Here is a 17,385-nt window from a genome sequence, read left to right on the forward strand (position 1 = left end):
GACCGCCCTGGTGGTCGCCCCTTACCCGTTCTTGCCGGCCGCTCAGCTCCAGGCGTTCCCCTGGTTCTGTGCGTGCGCGCCCTGCTGCCCCATGCCGTACTGGGCGCGCACCCCCTGGCCGATCACGGCGTTCTGCGGCGGCAGCAGCTCGCTGGGCTGGACGAGCGCGTAGCCCTGGCCCAGGAAGCTGAGCTCCCAGCCCTCACCCGTGCTGCCACGGCGCCGCCACACTCCGGAGGAGTGCGTCTGGGCCTGCATCTGTACCCGCAGGCTCGTGGACCACGCCACGATCGCGTCGGCGTCGCAGTTGACGTACTTGTCGGGCGTGACCTGCATCAGCAGCGGCATCCCTGAGGTCATCAGCGCGACCTTGCCGCGACCCGTAATGTTGAGCTGGTACTTGCCGGAGCCGGAGATGCCGTACTGGCTGTCCACGGCGATGACCTCGTGGTGCAGCGAGGAGTCCATCGCCAGTACGTAGCTGCTGTCGACGGTGAGACCGTCCTGGTCCACGTCGACCACGTGCACGTGCTGGGCGAGGTTCGCCAGGTAGACGGTCCCCTGCCCGTGGCAGCGCATCAGGTCGAGGCCCTCGCCGGTGAACGCGCGCGACCGCTGCTGGCCGCTGTTCTGGTACTCGGCGTCGAACTCGACGAGTCCCTGGTACGCGACCATGGTGCCCTTGCGCGCGAGGATGTCGTCGTGACCCTCCAGAACGACGCGCAGCATCTGCGAGTTCTGCAGGCTGTAGCGCTCCTGGGTCTGCTGTTCGTTGTAGCCGAAAAGCGGGCTCTGCATGGTGTCCTGCTCCCCCTCAGCCCCGGACTCGGAGACGGTCGGTGCTGTCCTCGCTGGGCTGGACGACGACGATGCCCTGCCCGGAGAACGCCATCTGGAAAGCCTCGCCGCTGCCGCGTCCGATCAGCGACTGCGCCTTGAAGCTGCGCTTGCCCTTCACCTTGAGGTTCGGGGACCAGGCGACGAGCGCGTCCGGGTCGACGTACGTCTCGTCCTCACCGCCGCCGCAGTCGACGACGATCGGCTTGCCCCGGGAGGTCAGCGCGACCCAGCCCTGCCCGGAGATCTTCGTGTTCCACAGGCCCTGTCCGGCGAACTTGGCGAGCCCCTTGACGCGCTCGACGCCCCATGTGAGGTGGGCGTCGAAGGCGAGCAGGTTCGTCGCGTTGACGGAGATCGCGTCCCCGTTGAGGTTGATGACGACGACGTTCGCCCCGTAGTCGGCGAGGTAGAGCAGTCCGTCGCCGGAGGCCCTCATCAAAGGCGCGCCCTCACCGGTTGCCCAGTCGCGGGCGATCTGACGTACGGCAGGCGGGTTGGGCTCGTACTGGACGAACCCTTCGTAGGCGACCATCGACCCCACGCGCGCGAGGAGGTCGTTTCCGGTCTGCATGGCGACCTTCAGCATGTGGTTGCCGTGGTTCTCCATGCGGGCGGTGACGGGTGCCGGGGCGAAGCCCGAGAGTGGCTGGTTCATGACGGGCTCCCTCAGACCTCGTACGGCTGGACGACGATGAAATTGCCGGGCGCGCCGCGGAACTGGAGGTTCACGCTCTCTCCGGTGTCGCCGGGGTAGGCGTTCCTGCGCATCCGTACCTGGCTGGAGACGATCACCTGGGAGGCCGCGGACCAGGCGACGACCGCGTTGCAGTCGGCGAACGTCGTGGGCGTGACGGGCAGTACGACGGGTGCTCCGTGGGTTTTCACGACGATCGTGCCGGTCCCCTGGAACTGCATCGTGAACAGCGCACCCCCGGGGATGCCGTGCCCCTCGATCCTGCGGACCTCGTACTGAAGCGTCTCGTCGAAGGCGAGGACGCTCTCGGCGGACACACAGATTCCGTCGCCCTGGAGTTCGATGGGGTGCACATGGGAGCCGTTCTCGGCGAGGAACACCTGGCCGCGACCCGAGCAGCGCATCAGCTGCATCTCCTGGCCGGTCGCGTTGCCCACGATCCGCCCGGCGAAGCCGGCGCCCTTGTAGCTGAAGTCGACCTTGCCCTGGTAGAGCACCATGCTGCCCTGGCGCGCCAGGACTGCCTGATCACCGCCCGCGCCCAGGTCGACGCGGACCAGCTTCTTGTTCTGCTGGGTCCAGCGCTGCCCGGTGGGCGTCTCCTTGAAGGCCTGCAACGCGGCGGACACACCGGCACCACCCTGTGGGGCTCCCTGGGGAACTCCATACGGGGAGGGCGCACCCGGCTGCCCGGGAATCTGCCCGGGGGCCTGGCCGTACGGCGGCTGCTGACCGTAACCGGGAGGTGCGGTGGGAGCCTGCTGACCGTAGCCGGGGGGCGTGGGCGAGGCCTGCTGGCCATAGCCCGGGGGTGCAGGCGGGGCCTGCTGGCCGTAGCCGGGCGGCGGTGGAGCCGTCTGGCCGGGAGGCTGCTGGCCGTAGCCCGGCGGCGGACCGGGCTGTCCCGGAGGCTGCACGTACGGTGCGGGGCCCGGCGGCGGCACGCTTCCACCCGGCGGAGTGTGCAGCGGCGCGACGATGGTCGGGGCGGCGTGCACCGAAGGCGCGGGCGCCGGGACGGGCGGCGGTGTGGTTCCCGGAGGCGGCGCGAAGCCCTGCGCGGCGGGCTGCGGCACCGGTGCCGGCGCGCTCGGCGCGCCGAACGCGGGGGGTGCGGTGGCCTGTGCCGGCGGCGCGAAGGACGGTGTAGCGGTGGCCTGCGGCGGCTGCACGGCGGGCTCCTCCTCGGCGACCTCGCCACCGAAGTTCTTCAGCAGCGCGTCGAGCCCGCCGTCGAAGCCCTGTCCCACGGCGGCGAACCGCCAGACGTCCTTCAGGTAGAAGTCGCCCAGCATCACGGCACGTTCCGTGGAGAACTCCGCGCCGCTGAACGGGTACCGGGCCACCTCCTCACCGCCCGCGACGATACGGAGATATCCGGGGGCGATCTGGGACATCTGCCCGGCGCCGTCGAGGGTCGCGGTGAACGACAGTTTCTGGATCTTCGCCGGGATCCGGTCGAGCGTGACACGGAAGGACTCGGTGTCACCCGCCTGGGCGCCGAGAAGCTGAATGGACTCCTCAGGGGACTTCGGTTGGTTGAAGAAGACGAAGTATTGATCGTCCGAGAGCCGTTCGTCGGTGTCCAGACCGAAGCAACTGATGTCGAAGGTCAGCCCGGGGCCGGCGATCTGCACGCCTACGTACAGATCGGTGCCCGCGGTGAGATCACTGATCTTGGCCTTGTGGCCGCGTTGGAATTCCCTGGCCATGCGTAACGACCGTCCCCCATCCCGAAAGCAAGTGCGTCGCGTCAGGCTAACGGCAAACTCTGACAGTGGAGGGAGCCGGTACAGACCCGGTACACAACAGCCCCTTCGGTGCGGACGGGCCGGCTTGGACGCGGGTGGACCAGGCCCCTCAATCCTCGCGCGTGGCGGGCGGGTGGGGCAGCCGATCGGCGGCAACCACCCCTTCGAGGTAGCCACGCGCACGCTCCGTACGCGGATACGCCTCCAGGAGCCGCCAGAAGCGGGGCCCATGGCCGGGCACGAGCAGATGCGCGAGTTCATGGACGAGTACGTAGTCGACGACGTACTCGGGCATGCCCTGCAGCCGGTGCGACAGACGGATACTGCCCTCGGCCGGTGTGCATGAGCCCCAGCGCGTGTTCTGGTTGGTGACCCAGCGAACAGAGGTGGGGCGGGCCCTGCCGTCGAAGTACTGACCTGATAGACGCGCGGCGCGCTCGCTCAGCTCGGCATCACAGGGCACCCTCTTCTTCTCCTGGGCGGCCAGTTTGTCGAGCATGACGGTCACCCAGCGCTGTTCTTCCGCCTCGGACATCCGGGCGGGGATGAGCACAATGGTGCGATCGCCCTCGCGGTACGCGGAGACCGTTCTGCGCCTTCGCGCGCTCCTGCGGACCTCGATCGCGCTCGCCCCCGAGCCGCTTGGCGGCGGGCTCGTCGTACTGCGCTGTGGGTTTCCGGCGCGGTGCAGTGGGTCGGCGGGCACGCCCCGACGTTACCCGCTGCACATGGGGGAAGTCCCGTCCCCGAGACGGTTCGATGCCGATCCGCACCCTGTGCGCTCGATTTGTACGACGTATACCGCTGCCTGTGGATAACTTTCGGCACCCTCGGACCGCGAAGGGCATGCTGGCATTCGGTCGGCGAAGCGGGACCCACACCGGCCTACACACGGGGACGATCCACGGAGTACGGGGGTAGGTCATGCATCCGATCGTGAAGCCCGCGCTGCGGCGCGGCTGGCGAGATCTCAACACCGTTCAGTTCGGAATGGCGCCCGCGCACGCGATAATCCTTGGCCCGGTCGACACGGCGACAGGCAGTTTCCTCGATCTCCTCAACGGGACACGCGGTCTGCCGCTCCTCCGCGAGGAAGGGCGCAGAATGGGGTTTCCCGACGGGCATGTCGACGGGCTGCTGGACCGGCTCGCCCGGTCCGGCCTGCTGGACGACGCCACCGGAGGCGGCCCGGCCGCAGACACCTTGCGTAAGAAGAAAGCGGTCCTCGACCGGCTGCGCCCCGACCTCGCGTCTCTCTCCCTCGTCACCCCCGAGCCGGGCGAAGGCATGAAACGGCTGGCCGCCCGCCGCTCACTGCGCGTACAGGTGCGGGGTGCCGGCCGGGTGGGAGTGCTCCTGGCCTCGCTGCTCGCCGGCGCGGGCGTGGGCGAGGTCGATGTCCGCGACGGCGGCTGCGTCGAACCGTGGGACGTCGCACCGGGCGGACTGCCCGCCGAGTCCATCGGTGAACGCCGGGAGGAAGCCGCCCGGCGGGCGGTACGCCGAGCGGCACCGGCGCGTCCGCCGCGGACACCCCCGGACGCGGAGAAACTCGGACTGTCGCTGGTGATCCTCACCCCGCGAGACGGCCTCGCCGTCCACGCGCCCGACCCGGTGGCCGCCGAGCCGTTGATCACCTCGGGAACACCACATCTGTACGCGGGCGTCGTGGAGGGCACGGGGATGGTCGGCCCCCTGGTGCTGCCTGGTGACACCGGTTGCGCGGGCTGTCTCGACCAGGGGCGCGCCGACCGTGATCCGACCTGGCCACGCCTGGTCGCGCAGTGGCGCTCCGGCCAACAGCGCCAGGTCCCGGCATGCGACCTCGCGCTGGCGGCCGGGGTGGCCGGAATGGCCGCAGGTCATGCGCTTGCCTACCTCGACGGGGAACTGCCTTCCAGTGCCGGGGCACGCTGGGAGGCGTCTGTTCCGGGGTTTGACTGGCACGCGAGGCCGGTCTGGCCGCATCCCGCATGCCGGTGCGGCGCAGCGGAGAAACATAAGAAAGGGGAGCGCGCCTCGGAAGTCGGGGAGCCGCACGAGACAATGGCGGAGGAACAGCCGTACGCGGCTCGGCTGTCCGGCTAACTGGAGGGCGCATGTCTGATCTTCCTCGGAAGGCAGTCACCCGTACGGCCAAACTCGCCGCGCTGCCATTGGGCTTCGCGGGGCGGGCCACCTGGGGGCTTGGCAAACGGATCGGTGGGAAGTCGGCAGAGATCGTCGGCCGCGAGTTGCAGCAGCGCACGGCCGAGCAGTTGTTCAAGGTGCTCGGTGAGCTCAAGGGCGGCGCGATGAAGTTCGGGCAGGCACTGTCCGTCTTCGAGTCGGCGCTGCCCGAAGAGGTCGCGGGGCCTTATCGCGCGGCGCTGACAAAGCTCCAGGAGGCGGCGCCTCCGATGCCGACACGCACCGTGCACTCCGTGCTGGAGGAAAGGCTCGGTAAGGAGTGGTTCGAGCTGTTCCTCGAGTTCGAGGACAAGCCGTCCGCGGCGGCCTCCATCGGCCAGGTGCACCACGCGGTGTGGCATGACGGCCGAGAGGTCGCGGTGAAGGTGCAGTACCCCGGAGCGGGCGAGGCTCTGCTGTCCGATCTGACTCAGCTCAGCCGGTTCGCCAGGCTCCTGGGTCCTCTGATCCCGGGAATGGACATCAAGCCGCTCATCGCGGAGCTGCGCGACCGGGTGTCCGAGGAGCTCGACTACGGACTGGAGGCGCAGGCCCAGGAGGCCCATGCGGCCGAGTTCGCGGGCGACCCGGATGTCCTGGTACCGGCGGTGGTCCACCAGTGCGACCAGATTCTGGTGACCGAATGGATCGACGGCATTCCCATGTCGGAGGTGATCGCCAACGGCACGCAGGAGCAGCGGGACCGCGCCGGCCAGCTGCTGGCCCGCTTCCTCTTCTCTGGCCCGGCCCGCACCGGACTGCTGCACGCTGATCCACACCCGGGCAACTTCCGCCTCCTGCCGGACGAGAAGACCGGTTGGCGCCTGGGTGTCCTGGACTTCGGCACGGTGGACCGCCTCCCCGGCGGCCTGCCTTCAACGATCGGCGCGTCCCTCCGCATGACCCTCGACGGCGAGGCCGAGGCGGTCTACGAGCTGCTCTGCGAGGAAGGCTTCGTCAAGGAGTCCATCGAGCTCGAACCCGACGCGGTCCTGGACTATCTCCTGCCGATCATCGAACCGGCCCAGGCGGACGAGTTCACCTTCACCCGAGGCTGGATGCGCAGCCAGGCCGCTCGCGTGGGCGACCCCCGCTCCCCCGCCCACCAGCTGGGCAAGCGACTCAACCTGCCTCCGTCGTATCTCCTGATACACCGCGTGACCCTCAGCACCATCGGTGTCCTGTGCCAACTGGGCGCGACGGTCCGTCTACGCGATGAACTGGAGGGGTGGCTGCCCGGTTTCCTGCCGGAGGAGGAGTTGGACGAGAGGGAGCAGGCCGCCGAAGCCTGACGAGGCGCGGTTCACCACCACGCGGAGTCCAGCCGCCCTTCGATCGCCCTCAGATGCGTACGAGCGCAGCTGTCACAGAAGTAGTGACGGCTGCCGTTCTCCACAGAACAGGTCCACGTCGGCTGGGGGCCGTCGGCCGGAGTGCCGCAGCGAGCGCACACGATGTGCTCGGCCTCGGCAACGTCTGGCCGCTGCGCTGAGCCGGTGCTGTCACTGTCCCCGGGAAGACTCGTCACCCGGCGACGATATCGCCGTGATCGACGGTTCGCCGGACGCAACGCACCGCGGGGGCGGACGCACTGCGGGGGCCGGTCCGGACGGACCGACCCCCGCGAGGAGTTACTTTCTGCTGCTGTGCCCGCGACTGCCGTCGGCTACTGCATGACCGCCATGGCCAGTGCACGCCGGGCACGCATCGAGGCGCGCTCGGCACGACGCTGCATCCGGCGTGCGGTCGCCAGGCGCATGGCCCGGCGTTCCCGCTCGGCCTCCTGCAGTCGCTCGTGCATATGCGCACGAGCCAGGGCTTCTGGAATGAGTTGCATCTCTCGGGTCCTGTTCTGACGCGAGTCCTTCGCGTCGGTGGTGGTGAAGTCTGGGATCGCGGAACCGGCGGGTTCGCTGGTGGACGGCTTCATCGGGGCCTGCTTCTTGGGGTCGTTCGTCAGGGGGCGGTCGATCGTTCCTCGGATGTTCATGCCGCGACCGGGTTCTTGCGGGGGCGGCCACGCGGCCGCTTGCGGGCCACGACGACACCCTGGACGAAGAGCTCGCCACCCCAGACGCCCCAAGGCTCACGCCGCTCCTTGGCACCGGCGAGGCAGGCCTCGACCAGCGGGCAGGTACGGCAGAGGGACTTGGCGTACTCGACATCGGCCGGCGACTCGGCGAAGAAGACCTCCGGGTCGTAGGAACGGCAGGGGACGGGTACGCCGAGGTTCTCGATGGCGTCGTCGAGCGCGGTGAGCGCAGTGAGCGGGATCAAGGTGGAGTCCTCCGTGAGGCCGGGCGGGGAGATCGTTTCGGAAGGCGGTACGGACGGGGCGTGCGCTTCGAGTTGCACGGTTCGTCTTCCTCGTCTGGTCGTGCCGGCCGGTTGGCCGGTTGGCGGCTGGTACCGGGTTCTTTTCTTGTCCCGAGGCCCCTTCGCTCCGCCGTCCCCGGTCGGGGACAAACAGAAGGGCCGCGGATCCCGGGTGGGGTTCCGCGGCCCTGAAGGCGCCGGCCTGATCGAGAATCAGGCTGGATCACTCCAGGGTTCAGGCCCACGGAAGGCCCACATCGTGTGGTGCTGCTTCGTCTGCTTCAGGGATCCGGCACCGGCTGCTGCAAAGGCATAGGCACGCGCCTCTGCCACTACTGCTGATTCCAGTGCCTGGATCGGTCGCTCATTGCGCTCCCGGATGGGAAGACCCGAGAGAGACACGGAGGACGCCGGACGGACGGCAGGATTGCCGGTCAGACCGGTGCCCAGGTTCGAGGCGCCGAGCAGGCACGTGGAGGCGACCGAGAGATCGGTCAATTTGACGGTGCTGATGAAGCTCGTGGTGATGCTGATCACTGGAATCGCCTCCTCTCGGCGTCTAGGGGGACCAGGGTGAGCCAGTCCGACGGTTATTAAGTACAGCACGAAACCAGGGCCTCGGAGAAGGCCGCCGTTCCGTGTTAAGAACCTATGGGGATTGCTGGGGCATGCGCAAACTATTTTTTCGACGAGTTCGTATCAGTCGCCTCCATCGCCCTCTCCAACATCTTGACCTGCACAGATGGCCAGAACATCGGTGCCGAAGCGGTTCAGCTTGCGGACTCCGACGCCAGGGATCCGAGCCAGCTCGCCCGCGTCGTCGGGCACGGTCTCGGCGATGGCCATCAGCGTCTTGTCGGTGAAGACACAGAACGCGGGTTGCCCACTGCGCTGCGCCTGCACCGCCCGCCACTCCCGCAACCGCTCGTAGAGACCCTCGTCCATGTCGGAGGGACAGTCCTCACAGCGCATCAGTTTCATCTCACCGGCGTCCGTCAGAGTGCGGCCGCAGACCCGGCAGCGGGCGGGGGTCCGGACCGAACGCCGCACCACTGTGCCGCCGCTGCTCCCGATACCTCGCTCGATACCTCCCGGGCCCCCGCCGCCGCTTCGGCCCGCCGTGGTGACCGAGCCGGGGCGCAGCCCGTCGAGGAAGCGGCTGGGCCGTCGGTTGGGTCTGCCGCCGGGTGAGCGGGACAGCGCCCAGGAGACACAGAGGTGCTCTCTGGCGCGGGTTACGCCGACGTAGAGGAGGCGGCGTTCCTCCTCGATCTGCTCGTCGGTCTTTGCGTAGGTGATCGGCATCATGCCCTCGGCGACGGCGACCAGGAAGACGACGTCCCACTCCAGTCCCTTGGCGGAGTGGAGGGAGGCGAGGGTGACGCCCTGGACGGTCGGGGCATGCTGGGCGCTCGCGCGCTCGTCGAGCTCTGCCACCAGGTCTCCGAGAGTGGCGCCCTCCTTGGCCGCGGCGAAGTCGTGGGCAAGGTGAACGAGGGCGGCCAGCGATTCCCAGCGCTCTCTGACAGCACCGGAGCCGGCAGGGGGCTGGTTGGTCCATCCTTCGCCCGAAAGCACCGCGCGGACCTGCGAGGGCAGGTCGATGACATCGTCGAGGAGCGAGTCGTTGCCTCCGAACCGGGCCGCGGCGCGCAGGGCGGTGCCCGCCCTGCGCACTTCGGGGCGGTCGAAGAACCGCTCGGCGCCCCGCAGCTGGTAGGGCACACCGGCGTCGGCGAGCGCCTGTTCATAGAGCTCGGACTGCGAGTTCGTACGGAAGAGAATCGCGATCTCGCCCGCCGGGACGCCGGATGCGATGAGGTCGCGGATGCGGCGGGCCGCGCCCTCGGCCTCGGCGGGCTCGTCCGGGTACTCGGCGTAGACGGGTTCGGGGCCAGGGGACCGCTGGGAGATCAGTTCCAGGCGGTGTTCGGCGGCCCGGCCACGGGCCTGGGCGAGCAGGCCGTTGGCGAGGTGGACCACCTGGGGCGAGGAGCGGTAGTCACGGACGAGCTTGACGACGGTGGCTCCGGGGTGACGGGTGCGGAAGTCGAGAAGGTGGTCAGGAGTTGCACCGGTGAACGAATAGATCGTCTGGCTGGCGTCGCCGACGACACAGAGACTGTCGCGCTCGCCGAGCCACAGGTCCAGCAGACGCTGCTGGAGGGGGCTGACGTCCTGGTACTCGTCGACCACGAAGTGCTGGTACTGGGCGCGGACCTGCTCCGCGATGTCGTGGCGGTCCTGAAGGACGGCGACCGTGAGCAGCAGGACGTCTTCGAAGTCGATGACCCCGCGATCGCGCTTGAGGTCTTCGTAGGTCCCGTAGAGCTGGGCGATCTCGGCCGGGTTGCGGGGGGCTTCGCGGCCGGCCTTGGCGGCGGCGGCCGCGTAGTCGGCGGGGATGGTCTGGGTGACCTTGGACCACTCGATCTCGGCGGTGACGTCCCGCAGTTCGCCCCGGTCGAGGCGGATGCGGCAGGCGGCCGCCGCATCGGCGACCAGCTGGATCTTGCGATCGACGAGCCGGGGCAGGCTGCCGCCGACCGCTTTCGGCCAGAAGTACTGGAGCTGGCGCAGCGCGGCCGAGTGGAACGTCCGGGCCTGGACGCCGCCCGCGCCGAGCTGCCTGAGGCGGCCGCGCATCTCACCCGCGGCACGGTTGGTGAAGGTGACGGCCAGCACGGTGGAGGGCTGGAGGATCCCCGCGCGCACCCCGTAGGCGATGCGGTGGGTGATGGCCCGTGTCTTGCCCGTGCCGGCGCCCGCCAGCACGCACACCGGTCCGTGCAGGGCGGTGGCGACCTCGCGTTGCTCGGGGTCGAGCCCGTCGAGCACCGCGTCGGCCGTGTCCGGAACCTGCGGGAAGAGTGTGGAGTGCGTTGCTGCTGTCACCCCGCCATGCTGCCAGGTCGCCGGGGACGGGTGAGCCGGGTTGTCCACAGGGGGCACCCGCAGTCGTACTAATGCGGCAGGCGTTGCATCCCACCGGGGTACCCCCCGCGGGAATGGCGGCCGCGTCGCGTACGTTCCCCAGACGCGAGCACGCACCCCGACGCCGTAAAGGAGCGCAATCGACATGCCGGGCACTGTGACGATGTACAGCACCACGTGGTGCGGCTACTGCCGTCGGCTGAAGAGCCAGATGGACCGCGAGGGCATCACGTACGAAGAGATCAACATCGAGCAGGACCCGCAGTCCGCGGCGTTCGTGGAGAAGGCGAACGGCGGAAACCAGACGGTTCCCACCGTCTTGATTGTTGCCCCCTCGGGCAATGAGTCGATCATGACCAACCCGAGCCTTGCCCAGGTGAAGGCCGCCCTCGCTACCTGAGAGCCAGGAACCCCAGACGGTTCGTACCGTCCTCTTCCCGGACGGTACGACGTTGACGAACCCGGCGTTGGCGCAGGTCAAACAGAAGGTCGGCGTGTAGTCGGCCTCGGTCGGCCGGCGCCCGCGTCGGACGTGCACCGCACGCCGGGCCGCCGACCGTCCGGTCGGTGTCAGGTGGCTGATCCCCGGGTCGGCAGGGGCTTGCCGTACCAGAGCTCGATCAGTCGGGCCGCAATCGAGATGCCGTAGGGGGGCAGTACCTCCCCGGACTCGAAGGCGGCCCGCAGGTCTTCGCGGGAGAACCAGCGGGCCTCTTCGATCTCCTCGCCGTCGACGTTGATCTCGGACGACTGGGCGCGGGCCATGAAGCCCAGCATGAGGCTGGAGGGGAACGGCCAGGGCTGACTGGCGACGTACTCGACCTCACCGACCGTGATACCGGCCTCCTCGAAGACCTCGCGGCGCACCGACTGCTCGATGGACTCACCGGGCTCGACGAAGCCGGCGAGTGTCGAGAAGCGGCCCTCGGGCCAGTGCACCTGGCGGCCGAGCAGGATGCGGTCCTCGTCGTCCGTGACCGCCATGATCACGGCCGGGTCGGTGCGCGGGTAGTGCTCGGCGCCGCAGGCCGGGCAGCGGCGGATGTGGCCGGCTGCCGCGATGGCGGTGCGTTCGCCGCAGCGTGAGCAGAAGCGGTGGAGCCGCTGCCAGTTCTCCAGGGCGACCGCGTGCACCATGAGGCCCGCGTCGCGGGGAGACAGCAGGAGTCCCGCCTCGCGAAGGCCCGCCGAGCGCGCCGACTGGTCGATGCGGCCGGGGAGGGCGTCTTTCTGGAGTGCGAAATAGCTCACACCGTCGTCGTCGGTGCCCAGGAAGTAGCGGTGTGCCTCGGTGAGCGGCGCCTCGAAGGAAGGGGTCATCACCAGTTCGGTGGTGCCGTCCGCCCTCTCGTCGATCAGGACCTGGCCGCCGGAGACCACGAAGGCGCGGGTGGTGGGGTGGCTCCACGCCGCGGCGAGCCAGGCCTCGTCGAGCCGGTGGTGGGCGGCCCGGTCGATGCCGCTCGGGGCGGTGAGCGAGATGGGACGGTCGGCGGTGTGATTGGTCCAGGTGGTCACGGGTGCTTCCAACTCCCCCGGTGTAACGGATATTTCGACGGACGGTTCAGCAGGGCGGGTGTGGAGGGGGCTGTTCAGGGCGTTGATCGCCTTCTTCGGGGATGCCTCTTCAGTGTGCCTCGCGCCAGTTCTCGGCCAGATCGCCCCACAGGTAGGCGGTTGTTTCGACGCCCTTCAGGAGGAGGTCCAGTTCGACCTTCTCGTTGGGGGCGTGCCAGCCGTCGGACGGGACGGAGATACCCAGGAAGAGCACCGGAGCGCCGAGGACTTCCTGGAGGTCGGCCGCGGGCCCGGAGCCGCCCTCACGGGTGAAGCGGACGGGCTGCGCGAAGGCGCGGCTCATGGCGCGTACGACGGACTGCAGAGCGGGGTGGTCCAGGGGCGTCAGGCAGGGGCGGGTGGCCGCCCCGAACGTGATCTCGTGCCGGATGCCCGCGGGTACCTGTTCGGCGGCCCACGCGCGTACGGCCTTCTCGACGTGGTCGGGGTCCTGTCCCGCGACCAGCCTGAAGGAGAGCTTCACCATCGCCGAGGACGGGATGACCGTCTTGCTGCCGGGGCCCTGGTAGCCGCCGCCGATGCCGTTGACCTCGGCGGTCGGACGGGCCCAGACGCGCTCCAAAGTGGTGTGTCCGGCCTCTCCGCAGGAGGCCGTCGACTTGGCGGTGCGCAGCCACTCGGCCTCGTCGAAGGGCAGCTCGGCGAAGAGCTCGCGCTCGCGGTCGGTCAGCTCGGTGACGCCTTCGTAGAAGCCCGGTACAGCCACGCGCGCATGCTCGTCGTGCAGGGCCGCGACGAGGCGTGCGACGGCGGTGGCCGGGTTGGGCACGGCGCCGCCGAAGGATCCGGAGTGGATGTCCTGGTCGGGCCCGTACAGCTCGATCTCGCACTCGGCGAGGCCGCGCATGCCGGTGCACACCGTGGGGGTGTCCTCGGACCACATACCGGTGTCGGAGACGATCACGGCGTCGGCCGCGAGCCGCTCCGCGCTCGCCTCGACGAGTTCACGGAAGTGCGGGGAGCCGGATTCCTCCTCGCCCTCGATGAGGAGCTTGAGGTGGACGGCGGGAGCGGTGCGCCCGGTGGCGGCGAGGTGGGCGCGGACTCCGAGTGTGTGGAAGAACACCTGGCCCTTGTCATCGGCCGCCCCGCGCGCGTGGAGGCGGTTTCCGCGGATCACCGGCTCGAAGGGCTCGGTGTCCCAGCCGTCCTCGATGGCGGCGGGCTGCACGTCGTGGTGGCCGTAGACCAGGACGGCAGGGGCTTCCGGGTCCTCGGAGGGCCATTCGGCGAAGACGGCCGGGGCGCCGCCCGTGGCCCAGACCTCGACGGCGGGAAAGCCGGTCTCCCGAAGCTTGGCGGCAAGCCAGTCGGCGCTGCGCCGTACGTCCGCGGCGTGGTCGGGCTGAGCCGACACCGAGGGGATGCGCAGCCATTCGGCGAGGTCGTCGAGGAAGGCGGCGCGGTGGTTCTGGATGTACGTACGCACGGTGCTGACGGCGTTGTCAACGGGCTTGCTCATGACCACGAGCCTATCCGCCCACAGAGGCGTGTTCGTCCGGTGGTTCCCCGGATGCCTCTTCCTGTGGGCCCTCCATGAGCAGCCGCTCCAGTGCGGCCCGGTCCGGAAGGCCGTCCGGTCGTACGACCTCTCCGCTGCGGACGTACAGGAACGCCGCCTTGACCGCCTCCAGAGGCACGCCCTGCTGTTCTGCCCAGGCCAGGCGGTAGAGCGCGAGCTGGAGGGGGTCCGCGGTGCGACTGCGGTTGGTCTTCCAGTCCACGATCTCGTACGTCGTGCCGCCGTCGCCGCCCTCCCTGCCGGCCGCGCCGTTGCCGTCACCGTTGTTTTCGGCCTCCCTGTAGACCGCGTCGATACGGCCGCGCACCACGCGGCCCGCGATGGCGAGCTGGAAGGGAACCTCGACGCGGTAGGGAGTGCGGTGTGCGTACGGGGTGCGTTCGAAGGCGTCCTTGAGAGCCTCCAGGTCGCGTTCGTCGGCGATCTCGGCCTCGCTGCCGGGCAGCTCATCCGGCTCCAGCATGGGCAGCCGCAGCTCCTCGAAGCGGGACTCCACCCACGCGTGGAAGCGGGTGCCGCGGCGCGCGGCGGGCTGCGGGGGGCGCGGCATGGGGCGGGCCAGCTCCTGCGCGAAGCCGTCCGGGTCGGCGGCAAGGCGCAGCACCTGCGACGCGGTGAGCGACGACGGCAGGGGTACGTCCGTGACGCCCGCGCGGGCGCGCAGGAGCTCTCCTGTGAGCGCGTCCAGGTCGCGGTCCCAGGAGGCGAGCGTGCGGGATTCCTCGGGGGTGAGACGCTCCGGGTCCTCGGGGTGAGGACGAGCCTCGGGGGCCGGTGCCTGGTGCGGAACCTTCGGGCGGTCAGCCGTCCAGGAGGCCCACTCGGAGCCGTCGTCCTCCTGGAGGTCCGGCGGTTCGTCGTCCTCGGGCGGAGGCGGCCACTCAGGGTCCTCGTACGAGGACGGAGCCGAAGCCGGGAACTGGGTCGAAGGGGAGGGGGTCGAGGCGTGGGCGGCCCCTGGATGGGCCTCCTGGTGGGACGCGACCCGCTCCAGGTGGGCGAGTACGGTCTCCGCGGCCGCGCGGCGGCGTACGAGCGCCGCGTCGTCGAGCGGAAGCGGCCAGGCGTGGTCGGCGGACGCCTCGTGAAGGGCGGGGTTCTCGTCGTCCTCGGCGGGTTCGTCCGCCCAGACCTCGATGTCTCCGTGTCCGGCAGCGCAGTGCTCGTACAGGGCGCGCAGGAAGTCCGAGGGGCCGCGCGGCTTCTTCTGAGAGGGCCCCCACCAGTGGCCGGAGCCGATCAGGAGTGAGCGGGGGCGGGTGAAGGTGACGTACCCGAGGCGGAGTTCCTCGGTGTGCTGGTGCTCCTTCATCGCCTCGTGGAAGGCCTTGATGCCCCTGGCGTCCCACGCTTCGATGTCGGGCAGGGTGTCGGCGTCTCCACGCAGCTCGTGCGGCAGGACCTTGCCCTGGGCGGTCCATTTCTCGCGCCCCTGGGTGCTGGGGAAGGTGCCGGTGACCAGGCCGGGGACCACGACGACGTCCCACTCCAGGCCCTTGGACTTGTGCGCGGTGAGCACCTTGACGGTGTTCTCGCCGCCCGGGAGGGCGTTGTCGAGGCCTTTCTCGTACTGCGCGGCGGTCCGCAGGAAGCCCAGGAAGGCCAGCAGGGTCGCCTCTCCGTCGCCCGCGGCGAAGGACGCGGCGACGTCCAGGAAGTTCGACAGCGTCTCGCGTCGCCGGGCGGCCAGCGCGTGCGGGGACGCGGAGAGTTCGACCTCCAGGCCGGTGACGGCGAGCACCCGGTGCAGGACGTCCATCAGTGGGTCGGCCAGCGAGCGGCGCAGATCGCGCAGTTCGGCGGCGAGCCGCGCGAAGCGCACGCGCGCGTCCGGCGAGAAGGGCAGTCCGTCGTCGTCCCCTTGGGCCTCGATGGGCATCTCCAGGAACGTGTCGAGCGCGTCCGCGAGCGATATCACCTCGGCCGGGTCGACCCCCTCGACTGCCGCGGCGAGCCGGCGGTCCGGGTCGTCGTCGGCGCCCACGCGCGTGTGGGTCACGAGATGGCGGGCGCGCCTCCCCAGGAGGGCCAGGTCGCGCGGGCCGATGCGCCAGCGCGGGCCGGTGAGCAGGCGTACTAGGGAGGCGTTGGCGCCGGGGTCCTGGAGGACCTCGCAGACGGCGACGAGGTCGGCGACCTCGGGGAGGTGCAGCAGCCCGGAGAGGCCCACCACCTCCACGGGGATGTCGCGGGCGACGAGCGCGCCCTGGATCTCGGCGAAGTCGGTCGCCGTACGGCACAGCACCGCGATCTCACCGGGCGCCTTTCCGGTGCGTACGAGATGGGCGATGGAGTCGCCGAGCCAGTCGATCTCCTCGGCGTGGGTCCGCAGCAGCGCGCAACGGACCAGGCCGTCGCGCTCGGCTCCGGGGGCGGGACGGAGTGCCTCCACGCCCGCGTGCATGGCGCGCAGGGGCTCGGCGAGGCCGTTGGCGAGGTCCAGGAGGCGCCCCCCACTGCGGCGGTTCTCGCTGAGTGCCTGGCGGGTCGCGAGGCGGCCGTCGGGGTGCGCGAAGTGCTCGGGGAAGTCGTCGAGGTTGGCGACGGAGGCGCCGCGCCAGCCGTAGATCGCCTGGCAGGGGTCGCCGACCGCGGTCACCGGGTGGCCGGTGCCGCCGCCGAAGAGCCCGGCGAGCAGGACGCGCTGGGCCACGGAGGTGTCCTGGTACTCGTCCAGCAGGACCACGCGGAACTCGTCGCGCAGGATGGTTCCGACCTCGGGGCGGGTGCGGGCCAGGGTGGCCGACAGGGCGATCTGGTCGCCGAAGTCGAGGAGATCGCGTTCGCGTTTGGCTGCCCGGTAGCGGCCCACCAGGTCGGCCAGTTCGCGCCGGGCCGCCGCCGCGTCGGGGACCTTGCGGAGGTCGGCGTTGGTGAGTTTGGCACCCTCCAGGGATCGCAGCAGTTCGGCGTCGTACCTGCGCAGGTCCTCGGGGCGTACAAGGTGTTCGGCGAGTTCGGAGTCGAGCGTGAGGAGGTCGCCGACCAGGTCCGGGAAGGAGCGGGTGAGCGCCGGGTACGGTCCCGGTGCCTCACGCAGCACGCGGGCGGCGAGCTGGTAGCGGGTGGCGTCGGCCAGCAGGCGGGACGTCGGTTCGAGTCCGATGCGCAGGCCGTGGTCGGTCAGCAGGCGGCCCGCGAAGGCGTGGTACGTGGAGATGACCGGCTCGCCCGGCGGGTTGTCCGGGTCGATCGCGTCCGGGTCGGTGACGCCTGCCTTGATCAGCGCCTTGCGGACGCGCTCGGCGAGTTCACCGGCCGCCTTGTTCGTGAACGTCAGGCCGAGGACCTGCTCGGGGGCGACCTGTCCGGTGCCGACCAGCCACACCACGCGTGCCGCCATCACCGTGGTCTTGCCCGAACCGGCTCCGGCCACGATCACCTGCGGGGCGGGCGGTGCGGTGATGCAGGCCGTCTGCTCCGGGGTGAACGGGATGCCCAAGAGCTCGTTGAGCTGCTCGGGGTCGGTGATACGGGCTGGCACGTCAGAGAGGCTAGCGGCGCGCACTGACAGCGCGGGCCACATCGGCCGCGGGGCCGAAGGATGCGCTGGTCAGCGCAGGTGGTGCGATACATCACGC

At 70.0% G+C, this 17,385-nt stretch carries 14 protein-coding genes and 1 pseudogene; 3 read left to right on the plus strand and 12 right to left on the minus strand.

What is annotated here, in order from left to right; all coding sequences use genetic code 11:
• Positions 1 to 42 precede the first annotated feature (42 nt).
• From ACFWP7_RS18910 to ACFWP7_RS18925, 4 genes are all read right to left on the minus strand, one after another.
• Positions 43 to 798: an AIM24 family protein gene (locus tag ACFWP7_RS18910; protein ID WP_384382665.1), complete on the minus strand. Its 756-nt coding sequence runs from the start codon at positions 796 to 798 to the stop codon at positions 43 to 45.
• Between the two features lie 16 nt (positions 799 to 814).
• On the minus strand, positions 815 to 1,495 hold the full coding sequence (locus ACFWP7_RS18915) for an AIM24 family protein (protein WP_384382666.1): 681 nt from the start codon (positions 1,493 to 1,495) through the stop codon (positions 815 to 817).
• Between the two features lie 11 nt (positions 1,496 to 1,506).
• A complete protein-coding gene (locus ACFWP7_RS18920) occupies positions 1,507 to 3,246 on the minus strand; it encodes a TerD family protein (RefSeq protein ID WP_384382667.1) in 1,740 nt (579 codons plus the stop codon).
• Positions 3,247 to 3,394: 148 nt separating this feature from the next.
• Positions 3,395 to 3,991, minus strand: coding sequence for a M48 family metallopeptidase (locus ACFWP7_RS18925; protein WP_384382668.1), 597 nt, complete (start codon positions 3,989 to 3,991; stop codon positions 3,395 to 3,397).
• 218 nt (positions 3,992 to 4,209) lie between these two features.
• On the opposite strand from ACFWP7_RS18925, the pseudogene ACFWP7_RS18930 reads away from it, so the two are divergent.
• Positions 4,210 to 5,392, plus strand: a pseudogene (locus tag ACFWP7_RS18930) (TOMM precursor leader peptide-binding protein).
• The gene (locus tag ACFWP7_RS18935; RefSeq protein WP_384382669.1) at positions 5,385 to 6,746 is read left to right on the plus strand and encodes an ABC1 kinase family protein; all 1,362 of its coding nucleotides are present in this window, start codon (positions 5,385 to 5,387) and stop codon (positions 6,744 to 6,746) included. Before ACFWP7_RS18930 ends, ACFWP7_RS18935 begins: the two are co-directional and overlap by 8 nt.
• Positions 6,747 to 6,757: 11 nt before the next feature.
• Here the strand turns inward: ACFWP7_RS18935 and ACFWP7_RS18940 are convergent, their stop codons facing one another.
• From ACFWP7_RS18940 to ACFWP7_RS18960, 5 genes are all read right to left on the minus strand, one after another.
• Positions 6,758 to 6,982 (minus strand): hypothetical protein, encoded by a 225-nt coding sequence (locus ACFWP7_RS18940; protein ID WP_384382670.1) that lies wholly within the window; start codon positions 6,980 to 6,982, stop codon positions 6,758 to 6,760.
• A 138-nt stretch (positions 6,983 to 7,120) separates the two neighbouring features.
• Positions 7,121 to 7,444 carry a hypothetical protein gene (locus ACFWP7_RS18945; protein ID WP_384382671.1) on the minus strand — a complete coding sequence of 108 codons (324 nt, stop codon included), beginning with the start codon at positions 7,442 to 7,444 and terminating at the stop codon, positions 7,121 to 7,123.
• Positions 7,441 to 7,809 (minus strand): WhiB family transcriptional regulator, encoded by a 369-nt coding sequence (locus ACFWP7_RS18950; protein ID WP_266454605.1) that lies wholly within the window; start codon positions 7,807 to 7,809, stop codon positions 7,441 to 7,443. The genes ACFWP7_RS18945 and ACFWP7_RS18950 overlap by 4 nt, the downstream gene beginning before the upstream one ends.
• Positions 7,810 to 7,983: 174 nt before the next feature.
• Complete coding sequence (locus ACFWP7_RS18955; RefSeq protein WP_384382672.1) at positions 7,984 to 8,307, minus strand: hypothetical protein; 324 nt, start codon at positions 8,305 to 8,307, stop codon at positions 7,984 to 7,986.
• A 162-nt stretch (positions 8,308 to 8,469) separates the two neighbouring features.
• Positions 8,470 to 10,665, minus strand: a complete 2,196-nt coding sequence (locus ACFWP7_RS18960; RefSeq protein ID WP_384382673.1) for an ATP-dependent DNA helicase UvrD2 — start codon at positions 10,663 to 10,665, stop codon at positions 8,470 to 8,472.
• Positions 10,666 to 10,849: 184 nt separating this feature from the next.
• Between ACFWP7_RS18960 and ACFWP7_RS18965 the strand changes: the two genes are divergently transcribed.
• Positions 10,850 to 11,104 (plus strand): mycoredoxin, encoded by a 255-nt coding sequence (locus ACFWP7_RS18965; RefSeq protein WP_384382674.1) that lies wholly within the window; start codon positions 10,850 to 10,852, stop codon positions 11,102 to 11,104.
• A 170-nt stretch (positions 11,105 to 11,274) separates the two neighbouring features.
• Here ACFWP7_RS18965 and nudC read toward each other — a convergent pair whose 3' ends face one another.
• The 3 genes from nudC to ACFWP7_RS18980 all read right to left on the minus strand — a co-directional run bounded on the left by nudC (position 11,275) and on the right by ACFWP7_RS18980 (position 17,288).
• A complete protein-coding gene (nudC, locus tag ACFWP7_RS18970) occupies positions 11,275 to 12,222 on the minus strand; it encodes an NAD(+) diphosphatase (protein WP_384382675.1) in 948 nt (315 codons plus the stop codon).
• Between the two features lie 109 nt (positions 12,223 to 12,331).
• Entirely contained in the window at positions 12,332 to 13,744 is a 1,413-nt protein-coding gene (locus ACFWP7_RS18975) for a dipeptidase (RefSeq protein WP_384382676.1), read from the minus strand.
• Positions 13,745 to 13,754: 10 nt separating this feature from the next.
• Positions 13,755 to 17,288, minus strand: coding sequence for a UvrD-helicase domain-containing protein (locus ACFWP7_RS18980; RefSeq protein WP_384382677.1), 3,534 nt, complete (start codon positions 17,286 to 17,288; stop codon positions 13,755 to 13,757).
• Positions 17,289 to 17,385 lie beyond the last annotated feature (97 nt).

This window comes from Streptomyces sp. NPDC058470, assembly GCF_042721055.1.
Classification (GTDB): Bacteria; Actinomycetota; Actinomycetes; order Streptomycetales; family Streptomycetaceae; genus Streptomyces.